At 71.8% G+C, this 15,896-nt stretch carries 12 protein-coding genes and 1 pseudogene; 1 reads left to right on the plus strand and 12 read right to left on the minus strand.

Going from position 1 to position 15,896, the window contains the following annotated elements:
• Positions 1 to 20 precede the first annotated feature (20 nt).
• The 7 genes from AC3A3L_RS07755 to AC3A3L_RS07785 form a co-directional block, all read right to left on the minus strand.
• Positions 21 to 1,028: an SGNH/GDSL hydrolase family protein gene (locus tag AC3A3L_RS07755; RefSeq protein ID WP_487639423.1), complete on the minus strand. Its 1,008-nt coding sequence runs from the start codon at positions 1,026 to 1,028 to the stop codon at positions 21 to 23.
• Between the two features lie 103 nt (positions 1,029 to 1,131).
• Positions 1,132 to 1,932: a 2-phosphosulfolactate phosphatase gene (locus tag AC3A3L_RS07760; RefSeq protein ID WP_487639424.1), complete on the minus strand. Its 801-nt coding sequence runs from the start codon at positions 1,930 to 1,932 to the stop codon at positions 1,132 to 1,134.
• A 51-nt stretch (positions 1,933 to 1,983) separates the two neighbouring features.
• Positions 1,984 to 2,442 carry a universal stress protein gene (locus AC3A3L_RS07765; RefSeq protein ID WP_487639425.1) on the minus strand — a complete coding sequence of 153 codons (459 nt, stop codon included), beginning with the start codon at positions 2,440 to 2,442 and terminating at the stop codon, positions 1,984 to 1,986.
• Between the two features lie 73 nt (positions 2,443 to 2,515).
• Positions 2,516 to 4,459: a M13 family metallopeptidase gene (locus AC3A3L_RS07770; protein WP_487639426.1), complete on the minus strand. Its 1,944-nt coding sequence runs from the start codon at positions 4,457 to 4,459 to the stop codon at positions 2,516 to 2,518.
• Positions 4,460 to 4,489: 30 nt separating this feature from the next.
• The gene (locus AC3A3L_RS07775) at positions 4,490 to 5,467 is read right to left on the minus strand and encodes an NADPH:quinone oxidoreductase family protein (RefSeq protein WP_487639427.1); all 978 of its coding nucleotides are present in this window, start codon (positions 5,465 to 5,467) and stop codon (positions 4,490 to 4,492) included.
• A gap of 111 nt (positions 5,468 to 5,578) precedes the next feature.
• Positions 5,579 to 6,787, minus strand: coding sequence for a M15 family metallopeptidase (locus AC3A3L_RS07780; protein ID WP_487639428.1), 1,209 nt, complete (start codon positions 6,785 to 6,787; stop codon positions 5,579 to 5,581).
• Between the two features lie 9 nt (positions 6,788 to 6,796).
• The gene (locus AC3A3L_RS07785; protein WP_487639429.1) at positions 6,797 to 8,185 is read right to left on the minus strand and encodes an MFS transporter; all 1,389 of its coding nucleotides are present in this window, start codon (positions 8,183 to 8,185) and stop codon (positions 6,797 to 6,799) included.
• A gap of 91 nt (positions 8,186 to 8,276) precedes the next feature.
• On the opposite strand from AC3A3L_RS07785, the gene AC3A3L_RS07790 reads away from it, so the two are divergent.
• Complete coding sequence (locus AC3A3L_RS07790; protein ID WP_487639430.1) at positions 8,277 to 9,167, plus strand: GTP-binding protein LepA; 891 nt, start codon at positions 8,277 to 8,279, stop codon at positions 9,165 to 9,167.
• Positions 9,168 to 9,176: 9 nt separating this feature from the next.
• Here AC3A3L_RS07790 and AC3A3L_RS07795 read toward each other — a convergent pair whose 3' ends face one another.
• The 5 genes and pseudogenes from AC3A3L_RS07795 to fdh form a co-directional block, all read right to left on the minus strand.
• Complete coding sequence (locus AC3A3L_RS07795) at positions 9,177 to 9,740, minus strand: TetR/AcrR family transcriptional regulator (protein WP_487639431.1); 564 nt, start codon at positions 9,738 to 9,740, stop codon at positions 9,177 to 9,179.
• A 17-nt stretch (positions 9,741 to 9,757) separates the two neighbouring features.
• Complete coding sequence (locus AC3A3L_RS07800) at positions 9,758 to 11,050, minus strand: L-lactate MFS transporter (protein ID WP_487639432.1); 1,293 nt, start codon at positions 11,048 to 11,050, stop codon at positions 9,758 to 9,760.
• A gap of 52 nt (positions 11,051 to 11,102) precedes the next feature.
• A complete protein-coding gene (nrfD, locus tag AC3A3L_RS07805; RefSeq protein WP_487639433.1) occupies positions 11,103 to 12,149 on the minus strand; it encodes an NrfD/PsrC family molybdoenzyme membrane anchor subunit in 1,047 nt (348 codons plus the stop codon).
• Positions 12,146 to 13,099, minus strand: a complete 954-nt coding sequence (locus AC3A3L_RS07810) for a 4Fe-4S dicluster domain-containing protein (RefSeq protein ID WP_487639434.1) — start codon at positions 13,097 to 13,099, stop codon at positions 12,146 to 12,148. Before AC3A3L_RS07810 ends, nrfD begins: the two co-directional genes overlap by 4 nt.
• A pseudogene (fdh, locus tag AC3A3L_RS07815) lies at positions 13,096 to 15,888 on the minus strand (formate dehydrogenase); the annotation flags it as partial. The pseudogene fdh and the gene AC3A3L_RS07810, both read right to left, overlap by 4 nt.
• Positions 15,889 to 15,896 lie beyond the last annotated feature (8 nt).

The raw sequence follows: 15,896 nt of genomic DNA on the forward strand, positions 1-15,896 counted from the left end.
CAACGGTCGGGGGACGACTGTCAGCGGGTGCTGCGGGCGACGAAGCGGTCGATGTCGACCCCGGCCCGGCGGGCTGCCCTGCGAGCCGCGGGGGTGGTGAGGTCGGGGGCCACGAAGGTCTCCGGCTCGATCGCGCGGTCGGCGTCGGCGTACTGCTGCTGCAGGGCGGCCTGCTCGTCGGCGCTCGCCGCGGAGGTGGCGGCGACCTGGGCGGTGACGGTCACGGCCGCGCCGGTCAGCAGCGGGCTCACGGTCGGGGTGTAGCCGCCCGCGTGCCCGGTGGCCTTGGGGTGGTAGCTCTCGCTGATCGGGTTGGAGAGGCCGTTGATCCACTCGTCTGCGTCGCAGACGGCGTGGCCGACGAAGCGGCTCGTCGGGTTGGCGAAGGAGAAGCCAGCGGCCGACGCGGCGGTGGCGAGCCGCGAGTTGAGCAGGTCGGCGGTCTGGTTGAGCCGCGACTCCTCGGCCGGCGAGAACCAGGTGAACGCGTTGCAGTCCTCGCCGTTGAAGTTGCGGGGGTAGCCGACGACGACGACCTTGGCGTAGGGCGCGCGGCTGCGGATGCCGGAGTACAGGGTGGTGAGCCGGGAGGGCAGCGTGCCGTTGATGAACGCCTGGGCAGTGTTGATCGCGCCGTCGCAGTTGCTCATCCAACCGGGCTGCGCGCACTCGGTGAGCACGTCGGCGAACCCGGCGTCGTTGCCGCCGACCGAGATGGAGACGTACGACGTCGCGGAGGTCAGCACGGACAGCTGGGTGTTGGTGACGTCGGCGACGGTCGCGCCGGAGCAGGCGCGGAGGTTCAGCGCGTAGCCCCGAGCCGCGGCGATGAGGCTCGGGTAGGCCGCGGTCGAGCGCTGGCAGCTGGTGCCGTCGGCGATGTAGGAGCGGGTGCCGGTGCCCGAGGAGTAGGAGTCACCGAGGGCGACGTAGCCCGGGGCGGCGGCCTGGGCCGGCTGCAGCAGCAGCGGGGTGAGGAGGCCGGCGAGTGCCGTGCCGAGCACGGCGAGGCGGGACGAGCGATTCATCTGGTCGGTCCTGTCCGAGAAGGGGCCACCCGAGTGTGGCCCCGATCACAGTAGGGACAGGACGACCGGCTCCACCAGACCGATCGGTCGGTTCTTGCCGGGGTCAGTCACCCACGCGGCGCAGCCGCGCGCCCGCCGGAGGGAGGGAGGCCGCGTCGCGGAAGGACTCCCCCACCAGCACCGGCACGACCTCGCTCACGTCGTGCTGCGCCGCGATCTCCACGTCGGCGACGAAACCGGCCTCGGCCAGCTCCCGGCCGCCGGCACAGTGGAGCAGGTCGTGGGGCAGCACCGCCGCGTGCCAGGCTGCGATCGCCATCCGCGCCTCGGGACTGGCGCTCGCCTCGGCCTCGTCGTCGATCGCAGCGAGGACGGCGCCGGCACCCCAGAGGTCCTCGGCGGCCGGGCGGAGGCTGTCGTCGTACCACCGCTCCCCCGCGGGTACGACGACGACGCTGGCGCCGTCGGCGACGCGTGGCCCCAGCCAGCGGGCGACCGCGCCTGCGTTGCGCAGGCACGCGCCGACGACCTGGGCGCCGGACTCGGCGAGCGCGAACGCGATGGTCGACCCGTTGGGCGACGGCAGGACGAGCCGCTGGACGCCCTCGACCTCCGCGAGGCTGGCGGGCGAGAGGGAGACGTGGCGCGCGTCGCCGCGCGAGATCGCCTCGAACCGGCCGACGGCGAGCGTCGCGCCGTGGCGCATGGCGTGCTCGGCGGCGCGGGAGTCCTTCCAGCGGAAAGGGAACACCTCGATCCCGCGCTCGAGCGCGACGCTGAGCGTCGTGGTGAAGGACAGCACGTCGACCACCACCGCGTAGTCGGCCGGCACCGCCTGCGCGCCGGTCGGCCCCCACTCCATGCGGAGCCGGTAGGTCGACTGGTCGTGTCCGGGCAGCGTCACGCGAGCCATTCAACAGCCCCGGCCGGGCGGTCGCGCAAAAACCGCGGAGGGTCAGTCCGGGATGTTGGGCACCACGAGCACCGGGACGGACGCGTGCCGGACGACCTGGGTGGCCGTCGAACCGAAGCGCAGGCCGCGGAAGCCGCCGGCGCCGCGCGTGCCGACGACGAGCATCTCGGCGTGCGCGGCCGCGTCCACGAGGCACTCGGCGGTCTGGCCGCGCAGGGCGTAGAGCTGGAGGTCGAGGTCGTCACCCAGCCCGGCCGCCGCGCAGTCGGACTTGAGGTCGGCGATGACCGCCAGCTCGAACTCGGCGAACGGCGGGACGTAGCCGCCGACCATCGAGTCGGGTCGGGGCGCGGTGGCGAGGTTCCACACGCGCACCACGTGGAGGGTCACCCCGAGGCGTCGTGCGAGGTCGCCGGCTCGGCGTACGACCGCGCCCGACGCGCGCGAGCCGTCGTGCCCGACGACGATCCCCCCGGTGATGTGGGCTTCTTTCCTGACCATGCTCCATCGTAGGAAGCCGCCGGGCCGTGCGACAGGGGTCGAAGGTCCCTACCGTCGCCCCTGCCGGGCGCCGTCACCAGATCCGGACGCGACCCTCGGGCTCGAGCCACAGGCCGTCGCCCGGCTGCGTCTCGAAGACCTCGTGGAACTCGTCGAGGTTGCGCACGATGTTGGCGCGGAACTCGGCCGGGCTGTGCGGGTCGATCGTGAGGTACTGGAGCTCCTGCTCCTTGCGGCGCTTGGTGCGCCAGACGTGGCTCCAGTTGAGGAACAGCGTGCGGCGGTCCTCGACGGAGGCCTCCCCGCCCCGGCTGATGACGAACGCCTTGTGGGCGATGGTCAGCCCGCCGAGGTCGCCGATGTTCTCACCGACGGTGAGGCTGCCGTTGACGTGCTCGCCCGGCAGGTTGCGCGGCTCGAAGGCGTCGTACTGCGCGATGAGGGCCTGCGACTTGGCCTCGAACGCGGTCTTGTCGTCGGCGGTCCACCAGTCCTGGAGGTTGCCGTCGCCGTCGTACTGCGCGCCCTGGTCGTCGAAGCCGTGGCCGATCTCGTGCCCGATGACCGCGCCGATGCCGCCGTAGTTCTCGGCGTCCTCGGCGTCGGGGCTGAAGAACGGCGGCTGGAGGATGGCGGCCGGGAAGCAGATCTCGTTGGTGCCCGGGTGGTAGTAGGCGTTGACGGTCTGCGGGAGCATCAGCCACTCGTCGCGGTCGACCGGCTGGCCGACCTTCTCGAGCTGGCGGTCGGTCTCGAACGCCGACGCGGATGCGACGTTGCCCATCAGGTCGCCGGCGGAGACGGTGAGCGAGGAGTAGTCGCGAAACTCCGTCGGGTAGCCGATCTTCGGGTAGAAGCGGTCGAGCTTGTCGTACGCCTTCTGCTTGGTGTCGTCGCCCATCCAGTCGAGCGCCTCCATCGAGCGCCGGTAGGCGGTCACGAGGTTGGCGACCAGCTCGTCCATCATCTGCTTGGACGTGGGCGGGAAGTGCCGGTCGACGTAGACCTTGCCGACGGCCTCGCCGATGCAGCCCTCGACGAAGTCGACGCCGCGCTTCCAGCGGGCCCGCAGCTCCGGGGTGCCGTTGAGGGTGCGGCCGTAGAAGTCGAAGTTGGCCTCGACGAACGCGTCGGGCAGGTAGGGCGCGGAGCTCCGGACGACGCGGACGTGCAGGATGTCGTGCCACGTCTCGATCGGCGTCTCCTCGAGCACCGTCGACAGGTGCGAGAAGAAGTCGGGCTGCATGACGATCGAGCGCCGCAGCGTCTCCTCGGTGCCGCCGAGGCCGGTGACGTAGGTGACCCAGTCGAACGCCGGGCAGAGCTCGCGCAGCTCCTCGAGGCTCCGGTGGTTGGTCGTCTTCTGGACGTCGCGGGTCTCCGCGGCCTCCCAGTGCCCCTCGGCCAGGCGGGTCTCGTAGGCGAGCACCCGCGCCGCAGCACCCTCCGGGTCGGCGTGCTCGCTGAGGGTGAGCAGCGTGGTCAGGTACTCCGCGTACGTCGAGCGGATCTCGGCGAACTTGTCCTCGCGGTAGTAGGACTCGTCGGGCAGGCCGAGGCCGCCCTGCGCGAGGTAGACGATGTTCTTGGACGCGTCGCCGCGGTCGGGCGTGATGTAGGAGCCGAACAGGCCGGGCCCGCCGATGCGCTCGAAAGCACCGAGGAACGCCGCCAGCTCGGTGAGGTCGGCGACGCGGTGCGCGCGGTCCAGCAGACCCTTGATCGGGCGCAGGCCCTTGGCGGCGATGGTCTCGGTGTCCATGAAGGAGGCGTAGAGGTCGCCGATCTTGCGCTCGTCCTCGTCGAGCTCGTCGGCCGGGCGGTCGGCCAGCTCGGTGATGATGTCGCGCACCTGCTGCTCGGCCGCGTCGGCGAGGGCGATGAAGGCACCCCAGCTCGACTTGTCGGACGGGATCTCCGTCTCGTCGAGCCAGCGGCCGTTGACGTGGCCGAAGAGGTCGTCCTGCGGTCGGATGTCGGGGTTCATGCCGTCGCGAGCGGCGTCGAGGATCGTCACGCGGTCGACCCTAACGCCGAGGGCCCAGCCTCAGCGCACGTGCACGATCGACTTCCCGAGGGTCCGGCGCTCGTCCATGTCGACCAGCGCCTGCCCGAAGCCGGCCAGGTCGTGCGTCGCCCCGACCGGCGGCCGCACGACGCCCGACTCGATCATCGGCACCAGGCGGTGCCACTGCTGCTGCATGTAGCCGGGTCGCGTCATGGCGTACGCCCCCCAGCCGACGCCGCGGACGTCGGTGTTGCCGAGCAGCAACCGGTTGACCTTGACCTCCGGGATGCCCTGGCCGGCGGCGAAGCCGACGACGAGGATCCGGCCCTGCTCGGCGAGGCAGCGCAGGGAGTCGGTGAAGGCGTCGCCGCCCACCACGTCGAGGACGACGTCGACCCCCCGGCCGCCGGTGAGCTCCTTGACGGCGTCCTTGAAGTCGGGGCCGACCACGGCCTCGTCGGCGCCCGCGGCCCGCGCGAAGGCGGCCTTCTCCTCGGTGCTCACCACGGCGATCGTCCGCGCGCCGAGGCCCTTCGCGACCTGCAGGGTGGCCGTGCCGACGCCACCGGCGGCGCCGTGGACCAGGACCGCCTCACCCTCGCGCAGGCCCCCGCGCTCCTCGAGCGCGAAGAGGGCGGTGAGGTAGTTCATCGGCAGCGCCGCCCCCTCGTCGTACGACATCGCGTCGGGCAGCGCGAACGTGAAGATCGCGGGGTTGGCGACCTGCTCGGCCGCGCCGCCGTTGAGGTTGACCCCCGCCACCCGCTGCCCGACGGTGAACGCGCTCGACTCAGGCGAGCCGGGGTCCAGGACGACGCCGGCGAAGTCGACGCCCAGGGTGAAGGGCGGCTCGGGCTTGAACTGGTACTCACCGCGGCTCAGCAGCAGGTCGGGGAAGGAGACACCGACACTGTGGACCTCCACCAGGACGTCGTCGTGCCCCTGGGTCGGCGGGTCGACCTCGCGCACCTCGACGTCGGCGGGACCGGTGAGCGTGACGACCTGGACTGCGCGCATGCGCCGACCCTAGCCAGCCACCCCGCTGGTCGAGGCGGGCGCCCAGCGCCCGTCACGAGACCCGGTCCGGTCTCGTGACAGGACTTCGTCCTTCCTCGACCAACGGTCGGTTCAGCCGACCCGCTTCACCTCGGCGAGCTCGAAGTGCATCGGGTCGCTCCAGCGCCAGTCGCCGCCCCAGGCGAAGCCCCAGGTCTTGAAGATCGCCACCACGTCGCGGTCAATGTCGCCGACGGTCCCGCGCTGGTTGCCGCGGGTGTTGAGGTCGAGGGCCAGGCCGAAGGAGTGGTTGGAGAGCGTGGTCGTGTCGGCGATGAAGCGCGGGTAGTAGCAGCCGGCGTACTGGCCGGGGTCGATCGCGTCGGCCAGCCCGCGCTGCTGCACCTCGAGCAGCGCCGCGCGCAGCTGGGGGAAGAGGTCCTTGTGGCAGGTGACGCTGCCCAGGATCGGCACGACCTCGGTGCGGATGTTGGCCGACACCCACGCGGGGTCGGGGGCGATGCGACCGCCGCCGAGGACGCGGTAGCGGAAGGTCCCGACGACGCTGCCGAGGGTGCCGCCGGTGGGGACCGCGGTGAGCTTCGCGTCGGGGTCGAGGCCGATGCGCGAGGCGACGTCGAGCATCTGCACCGACGCGTCCTTGCCGACGAGGCGCTCGAGCGGCTTGCGGATGCTCGCCGGGGTCTTGCGGTCGGTCGAGATCAGCAGGCCGTTGTCGGTCGCCATCCCGATGTCGTCGGACCAGGCCGTGTTCACGACCATGTCGATCGTGGGGAGCTGAGGCGTGTAGGCGCCCACGTGCAGCTCCGGGGCGTCGTCGTCGACGCCGAGCCGGATCATCCCCGCCTTGTCGGCCAGCCGCCGGGCGACCTTCCGGTCGATGGCGAGCTCGCCGCCGGCGACCCGGTCCCATGCCTCCTGGAAGTCGGCGACCTGCGCCTGGGTGAAGTTGCGGTAGCGGCCCGGGTCGACCGAGGCCACCGTCAGCACGCGGTTCTCGAGGCTGACCTGGCCCAGGCCGATGCGCTCGGTGTGGGCCACGCCCTTCAGGTCCTCGACCTTCTCGAGCAGCTCGTCGTCGATCGCCTTGTCCCACTGCACGAGGATGTCGGCGCTCCACAGCCGGCCGTCGCGCTTGCCGGGCGGGTCGACCGCGTGGGCGGGGTCGGCCACGGGGACCGTCGTGGGCTTCTCGGTCGGCTCCGCGGACGAGCTCGACGGCGGGTCCGGCTCCTCTCGCGCGGCCGGCTCGCTGCAGGCGGCGAGCAGCACCAGCAGGGCGGCTGTCGCCGCCGCACCCACCCCTCGTCGTACGCCCACACCCCGACCCTAGGCAGTCGGTGTCTGCACGCGGCGCGGGATCGTCACCCACGAGATCAGCCCACCGAGGACGAGGAGCGCGGCGCAGACGATCATCGCGGTGCCGTACGCCGCGTCGAACAGCGCCGGGTCGCGGTAGTCGTCACCGGCCAGACCCACCGCGGTGGGCAGCGCGGCGACCGCGAGCAGCGAGCCGGCGCGGGCGATCGCGTTGTTGATGCCGCTGGCGATGCCGGCGCTGTCGTCCGGGGCGGCGTTGAGGACGGTCGCCGTCAGCGGCGCCACCATGAGGGCCAGGCCCAGCCCGAAGACGGTCAGCCCCGGTGCGACGTCGCGCCACCAGACCACGTCCTCGCCGACCCCCAGCAGCAGGACGGTGCCGACCGCCATCACCAGCGGGCCGAGGGTCATCGGGATCCGGGGGCCGATCCGCTGGCCGAGCGCGCCGCCCTTCGAGGCGAGCAGCAGCATGCAGGCGGTGATCGGGAGGGTCGCGAGACCGGCCTCGAGGGCGGAGTAGCCGCCGACCGTCTGGAGCTGCAGCACGAGGAAGAACAGGATCGCGCCGAGGGCGGCGTAGACCAGGAGCGTCATGCCGTTGGCCGCGCTGAACGTCCGGTCCGCGAACAGCTCCAGCCGCACCATCGGGTCGCGCAGCCGATGCTCGACCACGAGGAAGCCGACCGCGGCCAGGACCCCCACGGCGACGGCGTACGGCGTCGCAGTCCCGCCCGCGTCGGTCAGGGCCCACGTGGTCCCGGCGAGGGCCAGCGCAGCGAGGGTCGCCCCCGCCACGTCGAAACGCCCGTGGGCCTGCTCGTCGCGGCTCTCGGGCACCCACCGCAGCGCCAGCCACACCGTCAGGGCGGAGAGGGGGAGGTTGATCAGGAAGATCCACCGCCAGGACGCGTGGTCGATCAGCAACCCGCCGACCAGGGGGCCGACCGCCGCGGCGATGCCGCCGAGCCCGGACCACGCACCGATCGCACGGCCCCGGTCGTTGGCCCGGAACGACGCCTGGATCATCGCCAGGCTGCCCGGTGTGAGGAGGGCCCCGCCGATGCCCTGCAGCACACGTGCCGCGATCAGGACCTCGGCGGTCGGCGCCAGCCCGCACATGAGGGACGCCAGGGCGAACCAGATCGTGCCGATGACGAAGACCCGCCGCCGGCCGAGCCGGTCACCGAGGGCCCCGCCGATCAGGATGAGCGAGGCCAGGGAGAGGAAGTAGCCGTTGGTGATCCACTGCAGCTGCGCCAGCGACGCGTCGAGGTCGGCGCCGATCGACCGCAGCGCCACGTTGACCACCGTGCCGTCGAGCAGCGTCAGGCCCGAGCCGAGGGTGGCCGCGGCCACGACCCCCCGTGCGGTCGGCGTACCCCAGACGACTCCGCTCACGCTGCACAGGTTAGGTCACCCCATCCGACCCGGCGTCCGCGACGAAGGACCGGTCGTGACGCACCCCCGGCCTGGCCCTAGCCTCACCTGCGTGAAGCGTGTGCACCCCCGGTCGGCGTCGATGCGAGGCACGGACGAGCAGCGGCTGGTCGAGCACGTCGAGCGGCTGGGCGAGGAGCACCCGCCCATCGACATCGCCACCGTCGACTTCACCGTCCACGACCCTGGTGCGCTGGCCGGACGCTTCGGCCACGTCCTCGACTACATGGCGCGCGTCGAGCTCGAGGTCGACCGCAACGTCCTCGAGCTGCTGACGCTCCTGCCCGACCCGCCGGAGGTGGACCGGCTGTTCTACGCCGAGGTCTGGCAACCGCAGGAAGTCCGGCACGGGCAGATCCTCGACGAGCTGCAGACCCGCATTGGCCGCCCGGCGGCCACACCCGATCGCGACACGGTCTCGGCGAAGCTGAAGGTCCTCGGCGCGCTGGGGCACCTCGCACCGGTGCAGGACGTGAGCCGGATGCTCTACTACCTGACCGGTCTGTCGACCGAGCGCTCCGCCGTGCTCGCCTACAACCTGCTCCACGACGGCGTCATGGAGCTCGGCGAGACGGCCGTCGCGCAGACCGTCGTGGCACCGATCCGCCGCCAGGAACCGGGGCACTACGCCTTCTATACGATGTCGGCCCGTGCCCTGTCCAGGGAGCTTGCCGGCTGGCAGCGCTGGCTGGTCAAGCGCCTGCGGCGGCTGAGCTACGGACCGGTCGGCGTCAACGACGACGAGCAGCGTGCCGACTTCGGGGAGGTGATGCTCGCCCTCGGCATCGACGGCGACATCGAGGGTTTCACCGACTCCATCGGGCGGGTCGAGCGTGACCTGCTCTGGGAGCGCGAGCAAGGGATGGCCGTGCCGGACTACGTCGTGCGCGCGTTCCGCGAGGCGGTCGAAGCCGCCCATGCACGTCGTCAGGCGCTGGAGTAGCCGCCCGGTCTACCCCCGGAGCACCTGGCCGGAGAGCCAGGCGATGTCGGCGCCCGTCCGCTCGGGCGAGCCGGACGGTTGCATCACGTGGCTCAGCACGACGCGCACGACCATGTCGATGGCCGGGTCGAGGTGCTGGGCGTCGATGCCGGGGGCGTACGGCGCCACGCGCGCGCTGATGACGTCCTTGGCCGCGCCGAGCAGCGAGCCGGCGTTGGTCGTCAGCAGCGGCAGCAGCTCGGTGTCGGCTCCATGGGTCGCGCTCACGACGGCATGCAGCAGCTTGTTGGCGCTGGCGTAGGTCAGGACGTCGGTGACCGCGCGCTCGATGGCGCGGGTGAGGTCGTCGGGCTCGGCGTCGAAGGCCCGCTCGACGACCTGCAGGAAGCGCGCGAGCTCCTCCAGGATCATCGTCTCGGCCAGCGCCGGCTTGGAGCCGACCTCGTTGTAGACGGTCTGCCGGCTCACCCCGGCCGCCTCGGCGAGCCGGGCCATCGTCACTGCCGCCCACCCCGACGAGGTGGTCAGCTCCACGGCCGCGGCGACGATGCGCTCGCGGGTCGTGGTCGGCATGCAGGAAGTCTCGCAGGTCAGGTGCGGTCGACGTCCCGGTCGGTCGGCACCTTGGTGATGAAGGTGAGGAGCACGGAGACGAGGGCGATGACACCGATCGTGGTGTAGGCGACGGTGTAGGCCTTCTCCTCGCCGATCAGCGCGGACGCGACGAGCGGGCCGATGACGCCGCCGAGGCTCCAGCCGATGAGCATCAGGCCGTAGATCGCGCCGGCGTTGCGCACGCCGAAGAAGTCGCCCGCCGTGGCCGGCATCGTGCCGAAGGTGCCGCCGTAGCAGAGGTAGACGATCGCGGCGAGCACCGCGAAGAGCACCATGTTGGAGGCGTGCGGAAGCGCGATCAGGCAGATGCCCTGCAGCACCAGGATCAGCGCGAACGTGCGCATGCGTCCGATGTAGTCGGACACGGCCGCCCACACGATCCGGCCACCGCCGTTGAAGATCGCCAGCACGCCGACGAGGGTGGCGGCCCCGCCCACGGTGTAGCCGGAGATGTCGGTGGCGCTCGCCTTGGCCTGCGAGATGAGCGAGATGCCGGCGGCGACGCTGAGGGTGAGGATCGCGGTGAGGAGGTACCACTGCTTCGTGCGCAGCGCCTCGCCCTGCGTGTAGTCCCTGCCGGCACCCGAGCCGCCGCCGGCGTCGGTCACCGGCTCGTAGCCGGGCACGACGTAGCCCTGCGGCGGGTTGCGGAACACCGACGCGCCGGCGAGCGACATCACGAGGTAGGCGATGCCGAGCGGCAGGAAGGCGCTGGTCGGGTCGTCCGGCGCCCGGTCGATGAGCCACTGGGCGACGGGCGAGGTGAGCACGGCGCCGAAGCCGAAGCCGCCGACCGCCAGGCCCGTGATGAGCCCCTTGCGGTCGGGGAACCACTTCTGCAGCATCGCGATCGGCACGATGTAGGCGACGCCGAGGCCGAAGCCGGAGATCACCCCGTAGCCGAGGATGAGCAGCCAGTAGTCGTCCCTGCCGTTGGTGAACGACGCGAGCAGGATGCCGACGGCGTAGAGGACCCCACCGGCCAGGGCGACGATCCGGGGACCGCGCGCGTCCTGGATGCGCCCACCGACGTAGCTGCCGATGAAGATCATGCCGATCGTCACCTCGAAGGGCAGCGCCGCCTGCACCTTGCTCAGCTGCCACGGCTCGGCCGACTCCAGGGCGCCGCCGAAGACGGACCAGGCGTAGACCGCGCCGATGGAGAACTGGAGCAGCAGGCCGGCCGCGACCAGCAGCCAGCGGAAGCCGCCCGGGGAGGCGCCGCCCGTCGTGTCGCGGTCCTGCGCGCGCGTCGGTGTCGTGTCCATGCCTGTCTCCTTCGTCCGGCCCGGCCGTCCGTAGGCCCGAGATGACCTGCGTTCAGCCCTGGTAGCGCACCTGTTGGCCGCGCTCGACCCGTTCGCGCTGCGGCACCACGGTGTACTTCGGGTCCTTGGCCGAGGCCATCCCGGCCTCGTAGACACCGAGTCGGGTGCAGAGCGAACCGGCCATCAGGGCAGTACCCGAAACGACGGAGATCAGACGGCTGCGGCCCCCGAGCAGTGCTCCGGCGGCACCGGCCACGGTGAGCACCTTGCTGGCCCGCATCAGCGTGCCGGCCTTCCCGGTGTGGAGGGTCTCGGCCGACAGGCCCATCGACGACTCCATCCGGTGGGCCATCAGCAGCTCGACGGCAGCGCCACCGAATGCGAAGGTGCGGGCCGGTCCGGCCTCGGCGACGGGGGCGGTGACCATCGCCCACCCGCCCGACGCCGCGGCGGCGGAGCCGCAGAAGACGAAGGGGAGCTCCTCGTAGGCCGAGTGCCACGCGGGCGTGGCGGTGTCGGCCAGCAGCACCGCGGTGTAGGCGGCCACGGGCGGGGCGGTCACGGCCCCGACCAGGCCGGCCGGTCGACCGAGCCGCAGCAGCAGGCGCACCGGGCCCCCCTGCCAGCGGGTGGGCAGCATGCCGACCAGCTCGGCGGCCGCCGCCAGGCCGGCGAACGGCCCGTGCAGCGAGAGGATCCAGGTGCCGACCGACATCGGCGAGGTCAGCTTGACCACGCGCAGCATGTTGAGGAAGCGACTGGGCTTGCCGAGGTCGTGGACCAGGGCCACGACGCTGAGCGCCAGCGCGACGAGGGAGCCGATCCGGCCCGCCCGACGCAGGCCCGGCCGGTCGGTGAGGTCGGCTCCGCCGGCGAGGAGCGACGACCCGGCGGCGACGCCGCCGGTGAAGAGGTAGTAGGCGATGTCGTTCTCCCACGGGGCGGGCTTGACGATCGGCCGTCCGTAGTAGGAGGTGAAGTCGGCGTCGGGGACCATCACCCGGTCGCCGCCTCGGGAGCTGCCCCGGGACCGCCCGGGGCTGCCACCGTGCCGCGCCTGGGTCTCCGGGCCGCGGCCCCCGGTCGTGGACTCGCTCATGACCGTCGCCTGACGAAGGACAGCGCTGCGCCGATCAGCAGGGCGGTGCCCGCCATCCCGGCGCGCGTGAACATGTGCGGCAGGTCCTTCGTCGTCACGACGGGGTCGGGCGGCAGGCCGTAGACCTCCGGCTCGTCGAGCAGCAGGAAGAAGGCCCCGGTGCCGCCGACGCCGTCCTCGGGGTCGTTGCCGTAGAGCCTTGCGTCCATCACGCCCTGCTCGTGCAGCGCGGCCACCCGCTCGTTGGCCTGCTGCCGCAGCTCGTCGACGTCGCCGTAGACGATCGACTCGGTCGGGCACGCCGCCGCGCACGCGGGTCGCTGGCCGTCGGTGAGCCGGTCGTAGCAGAGGGTGCACTTCTGCGCGATCCCCACGCGCGGGTCGCCCTCGGGACCCTTGCGCCGGTCGATGACGCCGTAGGGGCAGGCCGCGACGCAGTAGCCGCAGCCGTTGCAGATGTCGTCCTGGACCACGACCGTGCCGAACTCGGAGCGGAACAGCGAGCCGGTCGGGCACACGTCGAGGCACGCGGCGTGCGTGCAGTGCTTGCAGACGTCGGACGACATCAGCCACTGGAAGTCCGGCTTCGCCTCGTCCGGTACGTCGCTGGGCGGGGCGCCGACGGTCGGCATCCCGATGTCGACGGGCGGGGTCGCGGGGTCGGCCACCCGGTCCGGCTGGTCGGGTGCGGTCGACCGCCCGGGCCGCTCGATGAAGGCGACGTGCCGCCACTGGTTGGCGTTCAGCGAGTGGCTGTTGTCGTAGGAGGTGCCGAGCATCTGGAAGAGGTTCTCGGGGACGTCGTTCCACTCCTTGCACGCCACCTCGCACGCCTTGCAGCCGATGCAGACCGAGGTGTCGGTGAAGAACCCCTTGCGCGGTGGCGGTGCCTCGTAGCCGGCGTCGGGTGCCGGGTCGAGCGGCCCGAACAGGCTGTTGCGGCCGATCACTGGTCCTCCTCCTGGTGGGGGGCGTGCTCGTCCTCGTGGTCCTGCGCCTCGGCGGAGCGGCGTACGGCGTCGGGCGCGGCGGTCACGATGGGCTCGGACACCTCGTCGACCGCGCCCGAGCGGGCGGCGTAGCCCTCGACGTAGTCCCGCAGTGCCTGACCAGTGGGGCGACGACCCGGCTGCACGTCGCAGGTGCCGACCTTGCTCTCCTGGATCAGGACGTTGGGGTCGAGCGAGATGCCGAACAGGTCGTTGGCGGAGTCGCCGCTGACCAGGCCGCCCTGGCCCCAGTGGTAGGGCATCCAGACCTGGTGGACGGTGCGGCCCTCGACACGCAGCGGCCGCAGCCGCTCGGTCACCATGACGCGTCCCTCGATCGCCGATCGTGCGGTGATCACGTGGCACCAGCCCATGTGCTCGAGGCCGCGCTCGGCGGCGAGCGCCGGCGAGACCTCGACGAACATCTCAGGCTGGAGCTCGGCGAGGTGCTCGAGGTAGCGGCTCATGCCGCCCGCGGTGTGGTGCTCGGTGAGCCGGCTGGTGGTGAAGACGAAGGGGAAGACGTCGGGGCGGCCGTCGTCGGGCACCGGGTTGAGCGGGTTGTCGTCGCGCCGGTACTCCTTGCGCGTCGGGTTGCCCTGCTGGCCGTGGAGGAGGTTGCGGAACGGCGACTCCACCGGCTCGTAGTGGGTCGGCATCGGCCCGTCGACGAGGCCCTGCGGCGCGTAGAGCGCACCCTTCCCGTCGCCCTGCATGATGAACGGGTCGATGCCCTCGATGGCCGCCACACCCTCCGAGCCCTCCGGCGCCCGGTAGGACGGCGGCTTGGTCTTCTCGAAGTCGGGCACGTCGTCGCCGACCCACTCGCCGGCCTCGCCCTGCTCCGGGTCCCACCAGACGTAGGCCTTGCGCTCGCTCCACGGCCGTCCCTCCGGGTCGGCGGACGCGCGGTTGTAGAGGATGCGACGGTTGAGCGGCCACGCCCAGCCCCACTCGGGGGCGACGGGCGACTGGTCGTGGCGCGACGTGCGGCGCGCGGCCTGGTTGACGCCGTCCTTGTAGACGCCGGTGTAGATCCAGCAGCCGCCGAGCGTCGAGCCGTCGTCCTTCATCTCGGTGAACGTCGACAGCGGGCGTCCGGTCGCCACCTCGTAGCCGTTGATCTCCTTGAGCACCGCCTCCGCGCTGGGCTCGCCCCAGCCGGCGGCCACCTGCTCGGGGTCGCCGCCCAGCGTGTAGTCCCACGCGAGGTCGAGGACCGGCCGGTCGCGGTCGTCGCCGGAGTCCGCCAGCCGCTCCTTGACCATCCGGCCGAGGTGGTAGAAGAACCACAGCTCGGAGGTCGCGTCGCCCGGCGGCTCGACGGCCTTCTCGCGCCACTGGAGCATCCGCTGCGTCTGGGTGAAGGTGCCCTCCTTCTCCACGTGGGAGGCGGCGGGGAACAGGAAGACCTCGGTGCGGCACTCCTCCGGCACGATCTCGCCGGTCTCGACCTCGGGCGAGTCCTTCCAGAAGGTGGCGCTCTCGATCTCGAAGAGGTCGCGCACCACCAACCAGTCGAGGTTGGCCATGCCGAGGCGCTGGGCGCGGCCGTGCGCCGATCCGACCGCGGGGTTCTGGCCGAGCAGGAAGTAGCCCTTGACCTTGCCGTCGATCATGTCGAGCACGGTGCGGTAGGTGCCGTGGTCGCCGGTGATGCGCGGCATGTAGTCGAAGCAGAAGTCGTTGTCCGGCGTCGCGGCGTCGCCCCAGTAGGCCTTGAGCAGGTTGATGCCGTAGGCGCCGGCGTTGGCCCAGAAGCCCTTCGCGCCGGGGTTGCGGACGCTGTCGATCCAGTCGGTCAGCGTCTGGTGCTTCTCCGCGTTGGGCATCGGGAGGTAGCCCGGGAGGATGTTGAACAGCGTCGGGATGTCGGTCGACCCCTGGATGCTCGCGTGGCCCCGCAGCGCCATGATGCCGCCGCCGGGACGGCCCATGTTGCCGAGCAGGAGCTGGAGGATCGCCCCCGCGCGGATGTACTGCACGCCGACGCTGTGCTGGGTCCAGCCGACGCTGTAGACCAGTGCCGTCGTCCGCTCGCGGTTGGAGTTCTCCGTCCACGCCCGGCACACCGCGAGGAAGTCGTCCTGCGAGACGCCGCAGACCTGCTCGACGACCTCGGGGGTGTAGCGGGCGTAGTGGCGCTTGAGGACCTGGTAGACGCAGCGCGGGTGCTGGAGCGTCTCGTCGCGCATCGGGTGCGCGCTCATCGAGGCACCGTGCGACTCGTGCTGGAGGCCGGCGGCGGTGTCGCGGTGCTCGACGTGGTCGCCCGAGCTGTCGGCCTGCGAGCGGTGCAGGTCGCTGTCGGTGTCCTCCGACTCGTACTGCCAGCTGGTGGGGTCGTACGTCCGGGTGTCGGGGTCGAAGCCGGAGAACAGGCCGTCGAGGTCGTCGGTGTCCTGGAACTTGTCGCTGACGATCGTCGCGGCGTTGGTGTAGTTGACGACGTAGTCACGGAAGTCGAGCTCGTTCTCGAGCACGTAGTTGATGATCCCGCCGAGGAACGCGATGTCGCTGCCGACGCGGATCGGCACGTGCTGGTGCGCGAGCGCGCTGGTGCGGGTGAACCGCGGGTCGACGTGGATGACACGCGCGCCGCGCTTCTTCGCCTCCACGACCCACTGGAAGCCCACCGGGTGGGCCTCGGCCATGTTGGATCCCTGGATGACGATGCAGTCAGCGTTGGCCAGGTCGGCCGTGTAGCCGGTGGCACCGCCGCGCCCGAAGCTGGTCCCCAGACCGGGGACGGTGGCGG

The sequence above is a fragment of the Nocardioides sp. Soil_C_8 genome (assembly GCF_057656315.1).

Coding starts and splice junctions, on each gene's coding strand:
- AC3A3L_RS07800 (WP_487639432.1), bottom strand. CDS start 11,050: ATGGACACGACACCGACGCGCGCGCAGGACCGCGACACGACGGGCGGC.
- AC3A3L_RS07795 (WP_487639431.1), bottom strand. CDS start 9,740: ATGCCGACCACGACCCGCGAGCGCATCGTCGCCGCGGCCGTGGAGCTG.
- AC3A3L_RS07775 (WP_487639427.1), bottom strand. CDS start 5,467: ATGCGCGCAGTCCAGGTCGTCACGCTCACCGGTCCCGCCGACGTCGAG.
- AC3A3L_RS07755 (WP_487639423.1), bottom strand. CDS start 1,028: ATGAATCGCTCGTCCCGCCTCGCCGTGCTCGGCACGGCACTCGCCGGC.
- AC3A3L_RS07765 (WP_487639425.1), bottom strand. CDS start 2,442: ATGGTCAGGAAAGAAGCCCACATCACCGGGGGGATCGTCGTCGGGCAC.
- nrfD (WP_487639433.1), bottom strand. CDS start 12,149: ATGAGCGAGTCCACGACCGGGGGCCGCGGCCCGGAGACCCAGGCGCGG.